Source organism: Mycobacterium sp. E802 (genome assembly GCF_001666875.1).
In the GTDB taxonomy this organism is placed as follows: domain Bacteria; phylum Actinomycetota; class Actinomycetes; order Mycobacteriales; family Mycobacteriaceae; genus Mycobacterium.
The window spans coordinates 1-18,087 of record NZ_LZJD01000003.1 but is presented as its reverse complement, the minus strand read 5'-3'; the positions used below and the strand labels follow the sequence as shown (position 1 = coordinate 18,087).

At 66.4% G+C, this 18,087-nt stretch carries 18 protein-coding genes; 8 read left to right on the top strand and 10 right to left on the bottom strand.

Annotated features, from left to right (window positions below; genetic code table 11):
- The first annotated feature begins 103 nt into the window (after positions 1-103).
- Positions 104-3,574: a carboxylic acid reductase gene (gene car / locus A5699_RS00470; protein WP_067763827.1), complete on the top strand. Its 3,471-nt coding sequence runs from the start codon at positions 104-106 to the stop codon at positions 3,572-3,574.
- Positions 3,575-3,654: 80 nt separating this feature from the next.
- Here the strand turns inward: car and A5699_RS00465 are convergent, their stop codons facing one another.
- A complete protein-coding gene (locus tag A5699_RS00465) occupies positions 3,655-5,307 on the bottom strand; it encodes a PQQ-binding-like beta-propeller repeat protein (protein WP_067763824.1) in 1,653 nt (550 codons plus the stop codon).
- Between the two features lie 128 nt (positions 5,308-5,435).
- Between A5699_RS00465 and A5699_RS00460 the strand changes: the two genes are divergently transcribed.
- Positions 5,436-6,704, top strand: a complete 1,269-nt coding sequence (locus tag A5699_RS00460; RefSeq protein WP_067763821.1) for an HNH endonuclease — start codon at positions 5,436-5,438, stop codon at positions 6,702-6,704.
- A gap of 20 nt (positions 6,705-6,724) precedes the next feature.
- On the opposite strand, the gene ruvB is transcribed toward A5699_RS00460, so the two are convergent.
- The 5 genes from ruvB to A5699_RS00435 all read right to left on the bottom strand — a co-directional run bounded on the left by ruvB (position 6,725) and on the right by A5699_RS00435 (position 9,921).
- On the bottom strand, positions 6,725-7,780 hold the full coding sequence (ruvB, locus tag A5699_RS00455; protein WP_067763818.1) for a Holliday junction branch migration DNA helicase RuvB: 1,056 nt from the start codon (positions 7,778-7,780) through the stop codon (positions 6,725-6,727).
- Complete coding sequence (ruvA, locus tag A5699_RS00450) at positions 7,780-8,367, bottom strand: Holliday junction branch migration protein RuvA (RefSeq protein WP_067763815.1); 588 nt, start codon at positions 8,365-8,367, stop codon at positions 7,780-7,782. Before ruvA ends, ruvB begins: the two co-directional genes overlap by 1 nt.
- Complete coding sequence (ruvC, locus tag A5699_RS00445; RefSeq protein WP_067763812.1) at positions 8,364-8,921, bottom strand: crossover junction endodeoxyribonuclease RuvC; 558 nt, start codon at positions 8,919-8,921, stop codon at positions 8,364-8,366. The genes ruvA and ruvC overlap by 4 nt, the downstream gene beginning before the upstream one ends.
- Positions 8,922-8,996: 75 nt before the next feature.
- Entirely contained in the window at positions 8,997-9,302 is a 306-nt protein-coding gene (locus tag A5699_RS00440; RefSeq protein ID WP_157561018.1) for a hypothetical protein, read from the bottom strand.
- A gap of 16 nt (positions 9,303-9,318) precedes the next feature.
- A complete protein-coding gene (locus tag A5699_RS00435) occupies positions 9,319-9,921 on the bottom strand; it encodes a TetR/AcrR family transcriptional regulator (RefSeq protein ID WP_082957504.1) in 603 nt (200 codons plus the stop codon).
- A 66-nt stretch (positions 9,922-9,987) separates the two neighbouring features.
- On the opposite strand from A5699_RS00435, the gene A5699_RS00430 reads away from it, so the two are divergent.
- Both A5699_RS00430 and A5699_RS00425 read left to right on the top strand, forming a co-directional pair.
- Positions 9,988-10,821: an alpha/beta fold hydrolase gene (locus tag A5699_RS00430; protein ID WP_067763806.1), complete on the top strand. Its 834-nt coding sequence runs from the start codon at positions 9,988-9,990 to the stop codon at positions 10,819-10,821.
- A gap of 35 nt (positions 10,822-10,856) precedes the next feature.
- Positions 10,857-11,441 (top strand): NAD(P)H-binding protein, encoded by a 585-nt coding sequence (locus tag A5699_RS00425; protein WP_067763803.1) that lies wholly within the window; start codon positions 10,857-10,859, stop codon positions 11,439-11,441.
- 15 nt (positions 11,442-11,456) lie between these two features.
- On the opposite strand, the gene A5699_RS00420 is transcribed toward A5699_RS00425, so the two are convergent.
- The 4 genes from A5699_RS00420 to A5699_RS00405 form a co-directional block, all read right to left on the bottom strand.
- Entirely contained in the window at positions 11,457-12,212 is a 756-nt protein-coding gene (locus tag A5699_RS00420; protein ID WP_067763800.1) for a YebC/PmpR family DNA-binding transcriptional regulator, read from the bottom strand.
- A 77-nt stretch (positions 12,213-12,289) separates the two neighbouring features.
- Positions 12,290-12,616, bottom strand: coding sequence for a hypothetical protein (locus A5699_RS00415; RefSeq protein WP_067763896.1), 327 nt, complete (start codon positions 12,614-12,616; stop codon positions 12,290-12,292).
- 28 nt (positions 12,617-12,644) lie between these two features.
- Entirely contained in the window at positions 12,645-14,093 is a 1,449-nt protein-coding gene (locus tag A5699_RS00410) for an acyl-CoA reductase (protein ID WP_067763797.1), read from the bottom strand.
- Complete coding sequence (locus tag A5699_RS00405; protein WP_067763794.1) at positions 14,090-15,427, bottom strand: hypothetical protein; 1,338 nt, start codon at positions 15,425-15,427, stop codon at positions 14,090-14,092. The genes A5699_RS00410 and A5699_RS00405 overlap by 4 nt, the downstream gene beginning before the upstream one ends.
- Positions 15,428-15,488: 61 nt before the next feature.
- Here A5699_RS00405 and A5699_RS00400 point away from each other — a divergent pair, with 61 nt between their 5' ends.
- The 4 genes from A5699_RS00400 to A5699_RS00385 form a co-directional block, all read left to right on the top strand.
- Complete coding sequence (locus A5699_RS00400; protein ID WP_067763791.1) at positions 15,489-16,148, top strand: TetR/AcrR family transcriptional regulator; 660 nt, start codon at positions 15,489-15,491, stop codon at positions 16,146-16,148.
- Positions 16,149-16,181: 33 nt separating this feature from the next.
- On the top strand, positions 16,182-16,568 hold the full coding sequence (locus A5699_RS00395; RefSeq protein ID WP_067763788.1) for a carboxymuconolactone decarboxylase family protein: 387 nt from the start codon (positions 16,182-16,184) through the stop codon (positions 16,566-16,568).
- On the top strand, positions 16,565-17,473 hold the full coding sequence (locus A5699_RS00390; protein WP_067763785.1) for an NAD(P)-dependent oxidoreductase: 909 nt from the start codon (positions 16,565-16,567) through the stop codon (positions 17,471-17,473). Before A5699_RS00395 ends, A5699_RS00390 begins: the two co-directional genes overlap by 4 nt.
- Before the next feature lie 59 nt (positions 17,474-17,532).
- Positions 17,533-18,087 (top strand): helix-turn-helix domain-containing protein (locus A5699_RS00385; protein ID WP_231965513.1); only part of this gene is annotated, 555 nt, incomplete at its 3' end.

Genomic DNA, 18,087 nt, shown 5'->3' with positions numbered 1-18,087 from the left:
CTGAGCTGGCATCTCGAAATATAATTAGTTTTACTAACGTAGTAATGAGTAGGCGCGAACAACGTGCCGACCATAGTTATTTTGATTTGCTCAGGGGACCGATATGACCACCGAAACCCGCGAAGACCGGCTGCAACGCCGGATCACCACGTTGTATGACACCGACCCGCAGTTCACCGAGGCCCGTCCCAGCGACGCCGTCAACACCGCCGTCGCTCAACCCGACCTCCGGTTACCCGCCATCGTCAAAGGGGTACTCGCCGGCTACGCCGACCGCCCCGCACTGGGACAGCGCGCTGTCGAATACGTCACCGACGCCGCCGGCCGCACCTCGGCCCAGCTGCTCCCCCACTTCGACACCATCACCTACCGCCAGCTGGGCGACCGCATTCAGGCCGTGACCAACGCCTGGCACAACCACCCGGTCAAGCCCGGCGACCGCGTCGCCATCCTCGGCTTCACCAGCGTCGACTACACCACGATCGACACCGCGCTCATCGAACTCGGCGCCGTGTCGGTGCCGCTGCAGACCAGCGCTCCCGTCACCACCCTGCGACCCATCGTCGCCGAGACCGAGCCCACCGTGATCGCGGCGAGCATCGACTTCCTCGACGACGCAGTCGAATTGGTGAAGTCCGGACCCGCTCCCCGTCGCCTGGTGGTGTTCGACTACCGCCCGCAAGTTGATGCTCAGCGTGAGGCCTTGGACGCCGCCAAGACGGCGCTGGCCGATACCGGCGTCATCGTCGAACCGCTGGCCGACGTGCTGGACCGCGGACGCTCACTGGCCGACGCGCCGCTGTACACCCCGGGTCAGCCCGACCCGCTGGCCATGCTGATCTACACCTCCGGAAGCACCGGCACCCCCAAGGGCGCGATGTACCCGGAGAGCAAGGTCGCCAACATGTGGCAGCTCGCGTCGAAGGCCACCTGGGATGAAAACCAGGCCGTCCTTCCCGCGATCACCCTGAACTTCATGCCGATGAGCCACGTCATGGGCCGCGGCATCCTGATCGGCACGCTCAGCTCGGGCGGCGCGGCATATTTCGCTGCGCGCAGCGACCTTTCAACGTTCCTCGAGGACCTCGCCCTGGTACGGCCCACACAGCTGAGCTTTGTGCCGCGCATCTGGGACATGCTGTTTCAGGAGTACCAGAGCCGTCTCGACCGTTCCGGTGGCAGTGAAGACGCGGTGCTCGCCGAGGTGCGCGAGGACCTGCTGGGCGGGCGGTTCGTCTCCGCGATGACCGGTTCCGCGCCAATCTCGGCCGAGATGAAGGCCTGGGTGGAGCGCCTCCTCGACATGCACCTGCTGGAGGGCTACGGCTCGACCGAAGCTGGTTCTGTCTTCGTCGACGGCCAGATCCAGCGTCCGCCGGTGATCGACTACAAGTTGGTCGACGTGCCGGACCTGGGCTACTTCCGCACCGACCGGCCGCACCCGCGCGGTGAGCTGCTGGTGAAGTCCGAGCAGATGTTCCCCGGGTACTACAAGCGCCCCGAAATCACCGCCGAGATGTTCGACGAAGACGGGTACTACCGCACCGGTGACATCGTGGCCGAGCTCGGTCCCGATCACGTCGAGTACCTCGACCGGCGCAACAACGTGCTCAAGCTCTCGCAGGGCGAGTTCGTCACCGTGTCCAAGCTGGAAGCGGTGTTCGGCGACAGCCCGCTGGTGCGGCAGATCTTCATCTACGGCAACAGCGCCCGCTCGTATCTGCTGGCCGTCGTGGTGCCGACCGATCCGACCGTGTCGAAGCAGGAGATCAGTGACTCCCTGCAGGACGCCGCTCGCGCCGCCGGCTTGCAGTCCTACGAAGTTCCGCGCGATTTCCTCGTGGAGACAACGCCTTTCAGCCTGGAGAACGGCCTGCTGACCGGCATCCGCAAGCTGGCCCGCCCGAACCTGAAGGCTCACTACGGTGAGCGGTTGGAGCAGCTCTACACCGACCTGGCCGAGGGTCAGGCCAACGAGCTGAGCGAGTTGCGGCGCAACGGCGCGCAGGCCCCAGTGCTCGACACCGTGAGCCGCGCGGCCGGCGCCCTACTGGGTGCCGCGTCCTCCGATCTGGCGCCCGAAGCCCACTTCACCGATCTGGGTGGAGACTCGTTGTCCGCCTTGACCTTCGGAAATCTCCTTCAGGAGATCTTCGACGTCGAGGTGCCCGTGTCGGCGATCGTCAGCCCGGCGTCGGATCTTCGGACCATCGCCGAGTACATCGAGGCACAGCGCTCCGGTACCAATCTGCGGCCGACCTTCACCTCGGTGCACGGTCGCAACGCGACCGAGGTCCACGCGTCCGATCTCACGCTGGACAAGTTCATCGACGCCGCGACGTTGGCTGCCGCACCGAGCCTGCCGGGCCCGGTCAATGAGATCCGCACCGTACTGCTCACCGGCGCAACCGGTTTCCTGGGCCGCTATCTGGCCCTGGAGTGGCTGGAGCGCATGGATCTGGTCGACGGCAAGGTCATCTGCCTGGTGCGGGCCAAGTCCGACGAGGAAGCCCGCACACGGCTCGACAAGACCTTCGACAGCGGCGACCCCAAGCTGTTGGCGCACTATCGTGAGCTGGCCGCCGACCATCTCGAAGTGATCGCCGGCGACAAGGGCGAGGCCGACCTCGGCCTCGACCCGGCGACGTGGCAGCGCCTGGCCGACACGGTCGATTTCATCGTCGACCCGGCCGCACTGGTCAACCACGTGCTGCCGTACAGCGAGCTGTTCGGCCCCAACGCGCTTGGTACTGCCGAGCTCATCCGGATCGCACTCACCACGCGGATCAAGCCGTTCGCGTACGTGTCGACGATCGGTGTGGGTGGGGGCATCGAGCCCGGAAAGTTCGTGGAGGATGCCGACATCCGCGAGATCAGCGCGACGCGGCGGGTCGACGACAGCTACGCAAACGGGTACGGCAACAGCAAGTGGGCCGGTGAGGTTCTGCTGCGTGAAGCGCACGATCTGGCCGGCCTGCCGGTGACGGTGTTCCGCTGCGACATGATCCTGGCCGACACCACCTATGCCGGGCAGTTGAACCTGCCGGACATGTTCACCCGCATGATGTTCAGCCTCGTCGCCACCGGTGTCGCGCCGAAGTCCTTCAACCAGCTCGATGCGCACGGTGAGCGGCAGCGCTCGCACTACGACGGCCTGCCCGTCGAGTTCATCGCCGAGGCCATCTCCACCCTGGGCGCCCATGTCCAGGACGGCTTCGAGACGTACCACGTGATGAACCCGCACGACGACGGCCTCGGCATGGACGAGTTCGTCGACTGGCTCATCGAGGCCGGCTACCCGATCCAGCGGGTCGCGGACTACCAGGACTGGTTGTCCCGCTTCGAGACCACGTTGCGGGCGTTGCCCGACAGGCAACGTCAGGCCTCGCTGCTGCCGCTGCTGCACAACTACCAGCAGCCCGGGATGCCGGTGAACGGTGCGATGGCCCCGACCGACGTGTTCCGTGCCGCAGTGCAGGAGGCGAAGATCGGTCCGGACAAGGACATCCCGCATGTCACCCGCGAGGTCATCGTCAAGTACATCAGCGATCTGAAACTGCTCGGATTGCTGTAACAGACTTCCCCACAAGGGAAGGTCCCCCTGAGCGGCCGCGGTCCTTATCCTCAGACCGCGGCCAATCAGTATGTGTGGCCTCAGGAGTGGGGTGGGACGAGGCCGGCGATGTAGCTGTTGCCGCATTGTGCGATAACAGCGCCGGCGACCCCGTAAAGCTCTCGCAACCCTTCATCTTGGGGGCACGGCGATTCGGCGCTGACCTGAATGTCGACGGGTCTGGCCGGGTCCACCATCTGGAGGCGTTGCGGATACTCATATCGAGTGGTGACAACCAGGCGCCGGTTTAGCCAGATGGTGTCGATGGTGTCGAGTCCGTACCGCGTTTCGATTCGGAGCGGAAGCGTTGTCGACCGGTGGTTGCGGTAGTCCCGCAACAGCCATGTGTCAGCGCCGCCGTAGACCAGCAGCATTCCGTCGCGGGCCTCAGACATGGGGTAGGTTCCGGGGATCTCGTCGATGACGCTTCCGTCCGGACTCACCACCCAGGTCACGTCTGACTCGGTCGGATCCTGCTGCGGGCGAGGGTCGGACACCACGTAGACATCCGAACCCGCATCCGGGGCATATTCGCCGGGCATGTCGGTGAAGTCCCCGGTGTGCGCATCGATGACCGCTGGCTCGCCGCCGCAGCGGTAGGAGAACTGGCCGGGTGTTCCTGGATCCAAAGTCGGATTACTGCAGTCGATGAGGTCGTTCCAACGCTCCTCGCCGGTCGAGGGATCGAGAGAGTGGAGGCGCGTGCGACTGTTGTCAATTTCTGGCGCGTCCGCCGTGAATACGACCACGCCGAGCGCATCGATGGATCCAGTCGCCGCGGTCACCTCGCCACCTCGGCTGTATTCGCGGCGCCACAGCACCTCACCGGAGCTGCCGTCGAACGCAACGATTCCGCCGTACAGGAAGAGAACGACGATCCCTGCCGTGTCGTCGGGATCGCGATGCACCACCAGGAGTCGCCCGCTGGTCCCGAAACCGCCAGCATGCCAGCGTTTCTCACCGGTCACGCCGTCGTAGGCAGTCAACCCGTTGCGAGTGTCGATGATGAAACCGTTACCGGCGGCGTAGACGCGGGGAATCTGATCACCGTCGCCCATTGGTACCCGGTAACGGACGGCACCGATATCGTCCGGGACCGGTGCAGGCGTCGTCGCCCTTGTAGTGAGGTCGGGTTGCCACACGTCGGCGCGGTGATCCTGAATCGACCGATAGGTCGGCAAGGTGGTCAGGAGCGCAACGGCGAGGAAGGCGCTGAACGCTACTCGCTTGCTGACGTCACGCGCGAACGTCACCGCCGCCAGACCCAGGACCGCCGCGGCGATCGCAGACACCAACGCGACAGCGGTGAGCACCGTCGTCCCGGTGGAGTCGACAAACACCAGGGAGTCGCGCGATTCGTATAAATCGACGACCTCCAGGGCACTCCAGATAGCCAGCGCCGCGGCCGTGAATCCAACGAGCGCGATCAGAGACTTGCGCCATGAGCTCCGAGTTCGCAGGCCGACGCCCAGTAGCACCAAGATGATTACGCATGCCCCGACGATGGTGGCCGCGACACCCATGGCAGTTGGCGAACTGGACATGACATCGGTCGAGGAATGAATCGCGTACATCGCAATCGCGCTCACGATCGCGACGATCGCGGCCGCGACCGAGGCACCAACGGCGAGGCTGGCCAATGGCCGCCGCAGCGCTCGATACCACGGACGGGCCGCCGGGGACTCCTCGGGCATCGGCCAATCGTAAGGGCCGGCAACGACGCAGACGTACACCAAAATCTTCAGGTGGCACAGCTCAATTCAGGAGGACAGCGGGGCGGATTCCGCACAGATTGTCATCCTCGAGGTGTAGAGTCGCACATATGTTCGAAGAATACGCGACGATCGCCGCGGACGCCGACGAGGCGACCCTGCGGGAACGCATCGCGGAACTCGAACGGCTCAAGTCGGCCGCTGCAGCCGGGCAGGCCCGCGCCACCGCCGCATTGGACGCCGCACGCAGGGCCGCCGAAGCCGCCGCGGGCGTACCCATCCGTCAGCGCGGCCGCGGGCTGGGGTCGGAAATCGGTATGGCGCGGCTGGATTCACCGACCCGCGGCAGCCATCACCTCACCGACGCCAGGATTTTGGTTCGCGACCTTCGCCATACGCTGCACGCCTTGGAAACCGGCATCCTCACCGAATCACGCGCCCGGCTGATCGTGCGCGAAGCAGCCTGCCTGTCCCCCGCCGATCGGCGGCGCTTCGACGAAGAGCTGTGTGGCGATGCCTCGACGCTCGAGGGCCTCGGTGATGCGCGAATCGCATCTGAGGCCAAAAGAATTGCCTGCCAATTGGATCCACAGGCGGTCGCCAACCGGGCCGCCAGAGCACCGGAAGATCGCAACGTCACCTTCCGACCCGCGGCCGACAACATGGCGATGATGACCGTCGTGCTACCGGCCACCGACGCTGCGGCTGTCCGCGGCGCTCTCAACGCCGCAGCCGACAGCCGCACCGACGGCCGCAACCGTGGCCAGGCCATGGCGGACACTGTGGTCGCGCGGATCACCGGCCGTGAGGCGGCCGCGCCCCTCCGTGTCGGGGTCAATCTGGTGCTCTCAGACGAGACGCTCTTCGCCGGCGCCGCCTATCCGGCACGCCTGGAAGGCTACGGACCCATCCCCGCCTCCGTGGCGCGCCGTCTGATCAGTGACGCCCTGGACGCCGACGATTCCTGGGTCACCCTGCGACGGCTCTACGCGGCTCCAGACACCGGCGCCCTGGTTGCCATGGAATCGCGTTCGCGGCGGTTCCCCAAAGGCCTGGCCCGGTTCATCGCGGTGCGCGACGAAATCTGTCGCACCCCGTACTGCAACGCCCCGATCCGGCACATCGACCACGTCACCCCGTATCACCGCCACGGCCCGACCAGCGCCGATAACGGTGAAGGACTGTGTGAACGCTGCAATTACGTCAAAGAAGCACCCGGCTGGCAGGTGGTGCCAGGGGTCGATGAGTTCGGCCGGCACTGCACCGAACACATCACTCCGACCGGCGCGATCTACCGCTCCACCGCACCACCATTACCCGGCGGAATCCGACGCCTCACCCGCGAAATCCACGTGGTGTTCAACAAGCCCGCGGCCTAGAGCAGTAACGACCATGCGGTCTATTCGAACAGCCCGGGCTGGCCTAACCCGGTGACCGGCGGTTGCATTCCCAGATGTGTCCACGCCAGCGGGGTGGCTACCCGGCCCCTCGGGGTGCGGGCCACCATCCCGGCACGCACCAGGAAGGGTTCGCAGACCTCCTCGACGGTGGTGGCTTCCTCCCCCACCGCCACTGCGAGCGTCGACACCCCGACCGGGCCACCGCCGAAACTACGGGTCAGTGCGGACAATACGGCCCGGTCCAGCCGGTCCAGCCCGAGCTCGTCGACGTCGTAGACCTCAAGAGCCGCCTTGGCGATATCGCGGGTGATCACGCCGTCGGCACGCACCTCGGCGTAGTCCCGGACCCGGCGCAGCAAGCGGTTGGCGATACGTGGCGTCCCACGGGATCGGCGGGCGATCTCGGTGCCGGCCTCAGCACCGAGGTGGATGCCGAGGATGCCCGCGGACCGGGCCAGCACGCGCTCGAGCTCAACAGGTTCGTAGAAATCCATGTGTGCGGTGAACCCGAACCGGTCGCGCAGTGGGCCCGTCAATGCCCCTGACCGAGTGGTGGCGCCCACCAGCGTGAAGGGTGCTACTTCGAGCGGAATCGACGTGGCGCCAGGGCCTTTGCCCACCACCACGTCGACGCGGAAGTCCTCCATTGCCAGATACAGCATTTCCTCGGCGGGCCGGGCGATGCGGTGGATCTCGTCGATGAACAGCACATCGTGCTCGACGAGGTTGGACAGCATCGCGGCCAGGTCGCCGGCCCGCTCCAACGCCGGACCGGACGTGAGCCGCAGCGAGGATCCCAACTCGGCCGCGATGATCATCGCCAGCGACGTCTTGCCGAGCCCCGGTGGACCCGACAGCAGGATGTGATCCGGTGTGCCACCGCGGTTTTTGGCGCCTTCGATGACCAACTGCAGCTGCTCGCGCACCCGGGGCTGGCCGATGAACTCACCCAGCGAGCGCGGACGCAAGCTGGCATCGATATCGCCCTCACCGACCGTCAGCGCCGGCGAGACCTCCCGCTCGTCGGACTCCTCGGCGTGATCGAAACGGCCCATTACTTCTTACCCAACATGGACAACGCCGCACGCAGCGCCGACGACGTGGTGGCCTCGGGATCGTTGGCCAGCACCTTGTCGGTGGCCTCCTCGGCCTGCTTGACGGCAAAGCCAAGTCCGACAAGGGCTTCCACCACCGGCGCCCGCACCGCATGACCGATGGCGCCGCCGGCGGCCCCGGGGGTGACCGGACCGATCTTGTCGCGCAGTTCGAGCACCATGCGCTCGGCGCCGCGTTTACCGATGCCCGGAACCCGCGTCAGCGCGGTGACGTCGCCGTCGGCCAACGCCTGCCGCAGCGCCTGCGGGTCGTACACTGCCAACGTCGCCAAGGCGATCTTCGGCCCGACCCCGGACACCCCGAGCAGCGTGAGGAACAGATCGCGGGCCTCACCGTCGGCAAACCCGTAGAGCGTCATCGAATCCTCACGCACGATCATCGCGGTGATCAGGCGGGACTCGGTGCCGCGGCGCAGGTTCGCCAGCGTCGAAGGCGTGGCCATCACCTTGTAGCCGACACCGGCAGCCTCGATCACGGCATGGTCGAGCGCGATGTCGATGACCTCGCCCCGCACCGAGGCGATCATGCCCGGGCCGCCTTGAGTTTCGCCGTGTACTTGCGCCGTTGTTCAGCGGCCATGGCCTCGGCGGCGGCCATCCGCGCGATCATCGGCGCCCGCCAGCAGTGGCAGATCGCCAGGGCCAGGGCGTCCGCGGCGTCGGCCGGTGTCGGTTTGGCTTGCAGCGCAAGAATTCTGGTGATCATCTCGGTGACCTGCGCCTTGCCGGCGCGACCGTTGCCGGTGACGGCCGCCTTGACCTCGGAGGGAGTGTGAAAGTGCACCTCGATGTCACGCCGGGCGGCGGCCAGCGCGATCACCCCGCCGGCCTGCGCCGTTCCCATCACAGTCGAGACATTTTGTTGCGCGAAGACCCGCTCGATCGCGATCACATCCGGCCGATGGGTGTCCATCCAGTACTCGGCAACGTCGCTGATCTCCAGCAGCCGCTTGTGCAGCGGTGTATCGGCCGGGGTGCGGACCACGTCCACATCCAGCGCAGTCACCTTCCGGCCCTGACCGCTCTCGACCACCGACAGGCCGCAGCGCGTCAACCCGGGATCCACTCCCATCACCCGCACACGAACCCCTTCGTCAGAACATCTGTTCGATAGCCTAGCGGGCCACGCCGACGGGGCGACGCAGGGACACGCCAATCAGCGAGACGCGCCGATGTTGCGGCGGATCTCCTCCATCCGTCGGCGGGAGGCCCGCCATCCCCGGACGCGCTCGGTCCCGACTTCCCGGCCGGCCTGTTCGATGATGATCGTCCACGGCACTCCGAGGAATTTCGCCAGGAACCAGAACGGCCAGGCCAGCAATTGCAGCAACGCCACGATGCTCAAGATTGCGCCGATCATACCGTCGGAGTCGGTCCACGTGTCGGGCCCGGACATCCATTTGCGCCGCACATTCCACACCACACCGCGCAGGTCGGTCACCGCCTCGTTCGTCATCCCCATGGCTCCCCCTTCCGGCTCAGTTCGCCGTAACAGTAGACAGGCGGACGCCGAGGGCAATCCCCCGGTAGGACGGAGCCAAAGCGCGGCCGGCGGCATGGAGCGGCTCGACGTCGCGGAGCGCTCGCGCCAGGATGAACGCCCCCTCAAGGGCTGCCACGACGGCCGTCGTCACATCACGCGCCACCGCCGGGTCGACGCCACGCTGGGCGAAGTAGCCGGCGCCGCCGTCCAGCCACGCGGTGAACACACCGGCCGCAGCCGTTCGCAACTCCTCGACGGTGTCGGAGGTTTCGGCAGCCACGGTGCCGACCGGGCATATGTTGGTGAACCCACTGGTCGCCATGTCCTCAGCGGCCTGGTTGAAGATCCCCTCGATGGCCTGCCCGAGATCGTCGTACTCGTCGACGATGGTCGGGATGAGCAGTCCGTAGGCGGCCCCCGCGTCGATCAATGCCTCGCGGGCGATTTGCAGTTTTCCGCCGCGGAAGTGGTGGTAGAGCGATCCGATCGGGGCTCCGGAGGCCACCACGATGTCTTTCATACCGACCGCCGCATAGCCCTTGTGCCGCATCAGCTCGACGGTGGCGGTCAGTATCTTCTCCCGGGTGGACCTTGCCATCTGAACCTCCCGCAGACAGACTAGAGCATAAATTCTAGAATCATCGTTCTAGCGCCAGGAGGCGACATGAAGACCGTGGAACTGCCCACCGGGACCATCGAATATCGGGAGGAAGGAGATCCGGCCGGTCCGCCAGTGGTGCTGCTGCACGGACTGTTGATGAACGACACGCAGTGGGACACGACCCTGCCGCTGCTTCCCACCGGATTCCGCTATCTGCTGCCGGTACTGCCCATGGGCGGACACCGCATCCCCATGCCCGACGGCACCGACCTCCGCATGGACGGCATGCTCGGTATCGTCGCCGACTTTCTCGACGCCCTGGATCTCGCGGACGTCACGCTGATCGTCAGCGACTGGGGCGGACCGTTGTTCCTGACCGACACCGGACGGGACAAACGCATTGCGCGACTGGTGATCTGCCCCTCGGAGGCGTTCGACAACTTCCCGCCCGCCCCGTACGCCACGGTGCTGTGGCTGGCCAGCCGCACCACCGGCACCGTCTCCTTCGCGCTGCGCCAGATGCGGATACCGTGGCTGCGCCGGCAACGGATACTGTGGGGCGAGATGGCGAAAAAGCCGATCCCCCAACAGCTTTTCGGGGATTGGACCGACGCGGCCCTGGCCGATCGCCGGATCCGCCGCGACCTGATCAGCTACTGCCGCAGCCGATTCGACAAGGCCGAGTTGATCCGGGCCACCAATGCGCTGGCCGATTTCACCGGCCCGGCGCTGGTGTTGTGGAGTGACAACACCGTGATGCCGCCCGCACACGGTCGGCGCCTGGCCGAGCTACTTCCCAACGGGCAACTACGCCAGATCGACGACGCCAAGGTGCTGATCATGCTCGATCAACCCGAACGCACCGCCGAGGAGATCGGCCGCTTCCTGACCCAGTGAGCCACCCGGGGATACCGTGTCCCTAGGAGGTAACTATGCGCGTGGTCATCGCGGGCGGACACGGGAAGATCGCCCTCATTCTGGAACGGTTGCTGTCGGCACGAGGCGACGAGGCGATCGGCCTCATCCGAAACCCCGACCAGTCAGCCGATTTGGCGGGGGCCGGGGCCGAAGCCGTGGTGTTCGCCGCCGGGGCCGGTCCGGGCAGCGGGGCCGCACGCAAGCAGACCGTCGACCGGGATGCCGCGATCCTGCTGGCCGACGCCGCTGAGGCGGCGGGCGTGAGCCGCTACGTGATGGTGTCGGCGCTGTCGGCCGACGACCGCTCGCTCGATGAGAACTACGACGACGTGTTTCGGGCCTACATGCACGCCAAGTCCGAGGCCGACGCCGACGTCCGTGCGCGCGCCGGCTTACGCACCACGATCGTGCGACCGGGCGGACTCACCGACGAGCCCGGCAGCGGACACGTGACGGTCGCCGAATCGACCGGCCGGGGCAGCATTCCCCGCGAGGATGTGGCACGCGTGCTGCTCGCCGTCCTGGACAAGCCGGAGACTGCCGGCCGTACGTTCGAGGTGATCTCCGGAAAGACGCCGATCGACGCGGCGCTGCACTGAGCCCTGGTAGGCCGACTACTCCTCGTCGAGCTGCGCGGCGACGTCGTCGGGGATGTCGATGTTGGTGTAGACGTCTTGGACGTCGTCGCTGTCTTCCAGCGCGTCGACGAGCTTGAGCACCTTGCGGGCGCCCTCCAGATCGACCGGCACCGTGACCGACGGTTGGAAGCTGGCCTCGGCCGACTCGTAGTCGATGCCGGCATCCTGCAGGGCGGTGCGCACCGCGACCAGGTCCGTGGGTTCGGAGATGATCTCGAAGGAGTCACCGAGGTCGTTGACCTCCTCGGCTCCGGCTTCCAGGACGGCCATCAGCACGTCGTCCTCGGTCAGGCCGTTCTTCTCCAGCGTCACCACGCCCTTGCGGGAGAACAGGTAGGCCACCGATCCTGGGTCGGCCATGTTGCCGCCGTTGCGGGTCATCGCCACGCGCACCTCACCGGCCGCCCGGTTGCGGTTGTCGGTCAGGCACTCGATGAGCACCGCCACACCGTTGGGGCCGTAACCCTCGTAGGTGATGTTCTGCCAGTCGGCGCCGCCGGCCTCTTCACCGCCGCCGCGCTTGCGGGCGCGCTCGATGTTGTCGTTGGGTACCGAGCTCTTCTTCGCCTTCTGGATGGCGTCGTAGAGCGTGGGGTTACCGGCCGGATCTCCCCCGCCGACACGTGCCGCGACCTCGATATTCTTGATCAACTTGGCGAACATCTTGCCGCGCTTGGCGTCGATGACGGCCTTCTTGTGCTTGGTGGTGGCCCACTTGGAATGGCCGCTCATGCAGGTACGCCCCTTTTCCGGTTAAAACTCCGGCCCTCCAGTTTACGTGGCCGGTCCTACCGCGCTCGATACGACGCCTACAAGGCCTGCAGCAGGACGAGCGTTGTGGCCGCCGAGGCCGCGCACAACACTGGCCAGTACCAGATGTGCCAACGCCGCCAATGTCCGATCGCCATGCCGATCGGGGCCAGGACGACCACCGCCACGGTGAGCGCCGCCCACCCCGCCACGGTCGCCGCGTCATCGGCCTGGTCGGGGTACGCGCCGCTGAAGCCCACGGGAAAGATCGCGGCGAACGCCAGCAACACGGCAATCAAGCCGGCGAAGGCCCATAAGGCCCAACTGATCACCGACTCGACGACGCCAGGTCGACGCCGCATGGACGTTGTCGACGACGTAGACATGCCGGCAGCGTACGCCGGTGTGCGGGCGTTACCCGGCACAAATCGGCAACGCGGCGTTGGCGTTGGCGTTGGGGTTGCCGCTGAAAATATCGTCGTCGCCCATCCAGTGCACGAACCGGGCCAGCGGGTACATGGCATCGTGCGGGCCGCCCGCGACGTGACCGTTGGCGGTACCCACCCGGCACACCCGCTGGGCGCCCGCGCCGGCCAACACGTCGCGCAACTGGACCTTGCGTTCATAGGGGTAGACGCCGATGGTCTGCGTCGCGACGTTGACGTAGCGGACGGCGTGCTCGAGTGAGTCCACCATAACGACGTTGGAGATCTTGTTCGACGGATGAAAGTCGACCGGCTCATCGGACAACAACACCATGCCGCGGCCGTCGAAGCGGCCGAACACCTCGAGTTCATCGCCCATCGCACCCATCACCTCGATCTCGTCGCGGATGTCGGTGGGCGGCAGCGGGGCCACCGCAGAACCGAACAGCCGGTCATCTCCGAGACGTGGTAGCAGCGCGGCACAGAACCGTCGCGCCTGCTCGCGGTCGGTGGTCTCCAGGAACACGAATCGGCTTGCCAGGCAGGCCTCTTGGTTGAAGACGCAGGTGTCGGCGGCCACCCGTTCGGCCACCTCGGCGAGCACCTCGTCGGAGGCGAACGCCTCACGCCCGATCATCGAGATCGACGATTTCGGGTCGAACGACACCAGCTGGATCCCGGGACCGAGGTACTTGATGACGTTGTTGATCGCCGGCCCGCCGCCCCAGGCCACGATCTTGTCGAAGTACTGCGGGCGGTACAGGGTCCGCTCGATCGCCTCGTCACCACCGGCCCAGTAGACCGCCGACATCGACTGCACCACCGGGTGTTCCGGATCGATCTCGGCCATCGTCCGCAGCACGGCCACCGTGGTGAACGGATCCGAGGACGGCATCTTGAACAGATTGATGGCCTTGACCAGGGCGCCCTGGGCAATCGAGGCGATGCAACCGGCCGGCGCGTTTCCGACCAGCATGTGCACCATGCGAGGCGGGAAAGCCCGGACGGCCCCGGTGTTGCCGCTGGTGTCGGTCCGACTGACCCAGCCGTCGAGCACCGCCGGTTCGGCGAAGTTGGACTCGACCTGGGCCCACAGGCTGTCGCGGCTCAACAGCGCGGGCGCGCTGCGGTAGAGGTTCTCCACCACACGCCGCGGCAGCGGGTTGGTCTCGGCCACCAGGTCCAGGCAGCGTTGCATGTGCGAATTGCCGTCGAGCGCAAGGCGTTCGCCGGTCTCGACGAGAAAGTCGATGATCTCGGCCACCGGCACGTCGAGCAGTGGCGGCAATTCTTGACGGGAGGTGATCAAGGTGTCGAGATCGATTGCCGGCGTGGTGAAATCGACGCCGAGGTCACGCGACCGGTGTTGTACGGCATCCCCTTCGACCAGTTTGCCGCGGATCATGAACGGGGCTGACAACGCCGCCGCCGCGCTCATGCTTCACCCCGCACGTAGGCGTCGATGGTGCCCGAGCAGGTGATCTTGTCCCCACCCAGATCGGCATAGCGGGTGATGTCCGGCCCGACGGTCGGCCCCTGATGGCCACACTCGCAGACCCCGAAATCGGCGTCGACGCGGTCACCGGAAATGACGCCGCCCCAGCGGCCGTCCAGCGACAGGTCGAAGAAGGCGGCACGCGCTTGTACGGGCCCGGCGGTGGTGTCGACGAGGTTTTCCCCGGGTTCGTCCAAGGGCAGCAACAACACCCATGGCGGCACGTGGTAGCGGCCGGCCCGGCACTTCGGGAACGGGGTGTTGAGCTCCTGCATGGTGTAGAAGTGGTAGACCCGCTCATCGGCGATGTTGAAGGTGTCGAAGATGAACTCCCGGTAGTCCGGCGGCAGGGCAGCGCCCTTGAGGCCGCCGGCCACCAGCAGCGCGGTGTCGTCCCGGAAGTCCGTTCCGGAGAAGCCTTTTGACCGCACCCCTTGGGCCATCTGGTAGAGCGAGGCGAACATTCCGGTGAGCAGCAGCGCACGGTCGCGGCTGTCGATCAGCTCGTCGACCGCCCCGGCGGTGGCTGCATCCATCGCGTTCTGCCGCTCGGCACTGGTGGACTCGAAGGCAGTGATCTCCGAAGGGCTCGCGGTGCCGTCGCCGATGCGGCGACGCAGCTCGATCATCTTCATGATCGAACCGACCGAGATCGGCTCGACGGGCAGTTGGTAGCTGTCAGCTTCGCTGGAGAACGCTTCCACCAGCGCGATGCGGGTGCGCTCATTGCGCTCGACCTTGGTGCGCGGACCGAGCCCGAACAGTTTGCGGCTGCCATCGGCCGGAATGCCGGTGGCCCAGGTCAATCCGGTGACGTTGGCCCGCGCGGCGACGTCCAGGTCGGTTTCGGAGCAGGCGATCATGGCCGGCTTGCCGGTGGTGCCGCTGGAGCAGGTCAGGAAACACCCGGCGGACTCCATCCGGGCGACGAAATCATCCAGCCCCGTGATGCCGTCGACGTCAACCCCACTCGGATCGCAGGTGGAGACGGTCCCCACCCACTTGGCCATCCGGTCCCACCGGCCATCGGTCAGCCAGTTCTGGGCGTAGCTCTTGTAGGCGCCGTGCGCGAACAACAACGGCACCAGATCCTCGCGCTGCGCAACCTTGCTGATCTCTGCGGACTGTGCGCGGTTGCGCAGCAACGGGATCTGGTCGACCCGAGCCGTGAATCTCTCGTTCACTGCCTCGATCTGCAGTTGTTGCACGTCGGCGGGCGCGATGTCGTAGCGGTCCGGCGCGGTCTGCAGAGCAAGGAGTTGGTCGGCTGCGGTCATGGCGGCTCCTGAAATAAAATTAATAGCACCTAGAACGTTTCATTACTGATAATATGCTCCCGTGCCCCGACGTTCGTCAAGCGCCACCGCGCGGCCCCGCGCCGGCCGACCGACCCGCGAACAGGCCGAGCAGCGCCACCGTGAGCTGCTCGACTGTGCGCTGGAAGTGTTCCTGGCCAACGGGTTTGAGCGCTCTACCATCGACGGCATCGCGGCGACCGCCGGCATGGCGAAGCGCACCATCTACGGGCTCTACCCGGACAAGGCCGCACTGTTCGAAGCCGCGGTTCAGCGGGCCGTGGACCGCTGGCTGGTGCCGGTGGAGACTCTGCAGGCAGCAGAGACCGACGACCTGGAGGAGACCCTGCTCGCGATCGCCAAGATCAGGCTCGTCAGCTATACCAGCGAGGCCGGCGTCGCACTGCAACGAATTCTCAACGCGGAGGGTTACCGGTTCCCGAAGTTGTACCGGTTGGCCTACGACCAAGGCACCGTGCCGGCGCTGCACTTCATCGCCGACCTGCTGCGACGGCATGCCGCGGCCGGGGCCATCGAGGTCGAGGACCCCGAAGTGCTCGGCGGCGCATTCCTTTCCATGACCGTCGGCGGCCCGGCGACCGGGGCCCTGTGGGGCGTGGAGTGGGACCGCGACGCCCTCGACCAACGCATGCGGACCTGTGTCCGACTCTTCCTCGACGGGGTGCGTCCGCGAAACCCGTGATGGCGTAAGAACACGAACGATCGAAAGGGCACGATGGATCAGGACACGTATGACAAGGGCAGGGCGATCCGCACCGCCGTGTTGGGCGAGGACTACGTCCGCAAGGCAGCCGGGAACGCCGACAAATTCTCGAAACCCCTGCAGGATCTGGTCACCGAGTACTGCTGGGGCGCGGTCTGGGGACGCGACGGCCTGGAGCTCAAGACCCGCAGCATGCTGAACCTGGCGATGATCGCGGTGCTCAACCGCCCCAACGAATTGAGCACCCACATCCGCGGGGCACTCACCAACGGTGTCACCCGCGACGAGATCTGCGAGATCTTCCTCCAGGTCGGCATCTACGCCGGCATCCCGGCCGCGGTCGACAGCTTTCGGCTGGCCCGGGCCGTGTTCGCCGAGCTGGACGCGGAGCAGTCATGAGTTCAGAGGTCGGCTTCGTCGGGCTGGGCAACATGGGCTGGCCCATCATGAGCCGGGTGTTGGCCGCGGGCTTTCCCGTGGTCGCCTTCGATGTGCGTGAGGACGTCCTGGCCAAGGCGGTCGCGCTGGGCGCTCGGTCGGCGCAGTCGGTCCGCGACGTGGCCGATCAGACAGAGACGGTGCTGGCGAGCCTGCCCACACCGCAGGTGTCGGAGTCCGTGGTGGCCGACGTCGCGGCCGGTTCCCGAATCCGGTGCTTCGTCGATCTCTCCACGGTGGGAGGCCAAGCCGCGCAACGCAATAACACCGTCCTGGCCGCTCGCGGCATCGCGGCTCTGGACAGTCCCGTCAGTGGTGGGGTACACGGCGCGCAGGCCGGCACCCTGGCAATCATGGTGTCCGGTCCTCGTGCCGAGTTCGACCGGCTGGCACCGGTGTTCGACGCGATCGGCCGGGCGATCTTCGTCTCCGAGCACCCTGGCGCCGCGCAGACCATGAAGCTGATCAACAACCTGATGGCCGCGACCACCCTGGCCGCGACGGCCGAGGTGATGGTGATGGGTGTGAAAGCCGGACTGGACGCCGACGTGATGATCGACGTGCTCAACGCCGGCTCGGGCGGCACCCACGCCAGCCGCGACAAGTTTCCGCGCGCGGTCCTCCCCCGCACCTTCGACTACGGTTTCGCCACCGGGTTGATGGCCAAGGACGTGGGCTTGTACCTGAGTGAGGCCGCCGCACTGGGGCTGCCGTTGGAGATCGCCGAAACCGTGCAACGGGTGTGGGAGCAGACGCTGCGCGAGGAAGGCCCAGATTCCGACTTCACCTCGGTCATCAAGCCGATGGAAAAGATGGCGGGCGTGGTCGTCGAAGGCGGTGGAGCGGTTACTGCTTGTGGACGATGAGCCTCGACACCCCGTCCTAACGCTCATATCATGATGTTAATCGTCGTTAGGAGGGTGTCATGCCGGCGAATTCCGAGCTAGAGCAGTTACTCCACGACCGCTTCGCCATCACCACCACCGAGTTCGTAGCTGCCTTGAAGGGCCTGCCTGCCCTACGGCCATGGGCCGCAGCGCTCACCGAGGACGAAGCCGGACTCCTTGACGAGGCCAACTTCCCCGAGGACCGCGATGCCTACGTAGCTGCCGGCACTGAAATCGTCGGACACACCGCGCATCTCGCCGTTACCGCCTTCACTGCCGACGACGTCGCCAAAGGCCTCGGTGTCAGCGCCTCCCGCGTGCGGCAGAAGCGGCTCGCCGGCGAACTATGGGCCATCCCGGACGGTCAGAGCTGGGTCTTCCCGACACTGCAGTTCGAAACCGGCGCCGACGGCGGCCCGACCCGGCAAGTCCGCGGCCTCGACCAGGTGGGGTTGAGGGGTGCGCAGAAAACCTGCGATGGCGACGGGATGCAGGCCTTCGGGCAGTGCCTTGAGGACCTGGTCGAGGCCGCGGACTTGCCGGGTCGGGCCGCCGTCGGCGCCGGTTTCGAACTGCAGTGTCGGGAAGACCCA

Coding starts and splice junctions, on each gene's coding strand:
- A5699_RS00435 (WP_082957504.1), bottom strand. CDS start 9,921: ATGGCAAGGTCCACCCGGGAGAAGATACTGACCGCCACCGTCGAGCTG.
- A5699_RS00395 (WP_067763788.1), top strand. CDS start 16,182: ATGGATCAGGACACGTATGACAAGGGCAGGGCGATCCGCACCGCCGTG.
- A5699_RS00465 (WP_067763824.1), bottom strand. CDS start 5,307: ATGCCCGAGGAGTCCCCGGCGGCCCGTCCGTGGTATCGAGCGCTGCGG.
- A5699_RS00425 (WP_067763803.1), top strand. CDS start 10,857: ATGCGCGTGGTCATCGCGGGCGGACACGGGAAGATCGCCCTCATTCTG.
- A5699_RS00405 (WP_067763794.1), bottom strand. CDS start 15,427: ATGACCGCAGCCGACCAACTCCTTGCTCTGCAGACCGCGCCGGACCGC.
- ruvB (WP_067763818.1), bottom strand. CDS start 7,780: ATGGGCCGTTTCGATCACGCCGAGGAGTCCGACGAGCGGGAGGTCTCG.
- A5699_RS00415 (WP_067763896.1), bottom strand. CDS start 12,616: ATGTCTACGTCGTCGACAACGTCCATGCGGCGTCGACCTGGCGTCGTC.
- A5699_RS00460 (WP_067763821.1), top strand. CDS start 5,436: ATGTTCGAAGAATACGCGACGATCGCCGCGGACGCCGACGAGGCGACC.
- A5699_RS00440 (WP_157561018.1), bottom strand. CDS start 9,302: ATGGGGATGACGAACGAGGCGGTGACCGACCTGCGCGGTGTGGTGTGG.
- A5699_RS00420 (WP_067763800.1), bottom strand. CDS start 12,212: ATGAGCGGCCATTCCAAGTGGGCCACCACCAAGCACAAGAAGGCCGTC.
- A5699_RS00430 (WP_067763806.1), top strand. CDS start 9,988: ATGAAGACCGTGGAACTGCCCACCGGGACCATCGAATATCGGGAGGAA.
- A5699_RS00390 (WP_067763785.1), top strand. CDS start 16,565: ATGAGTTCAGAGGTCGGCTTCGTCGGGCTGGGCAACATGGGCTGGCCC.
- A5699_RS00410 (WP_067763797.1), bottom strand. CDS start 14,093: ATGAGCGCGGCGGCGGCGTTGTCAGCCCCGTTCATGATCCGCGGCAAA.
- car (WP_067763827.1), top strand. CDS start 104: ATGACCACCGAAACCCGCGAAGACCGGCTGCAACGCCGGATCACCACG.
- ruvA (WP_067763815.1), bottom strand. CDS start 8,367: ATGATCGCCTCGGTGCGGGGCGAGGTCATCGACATCGCGCTCGACCAT.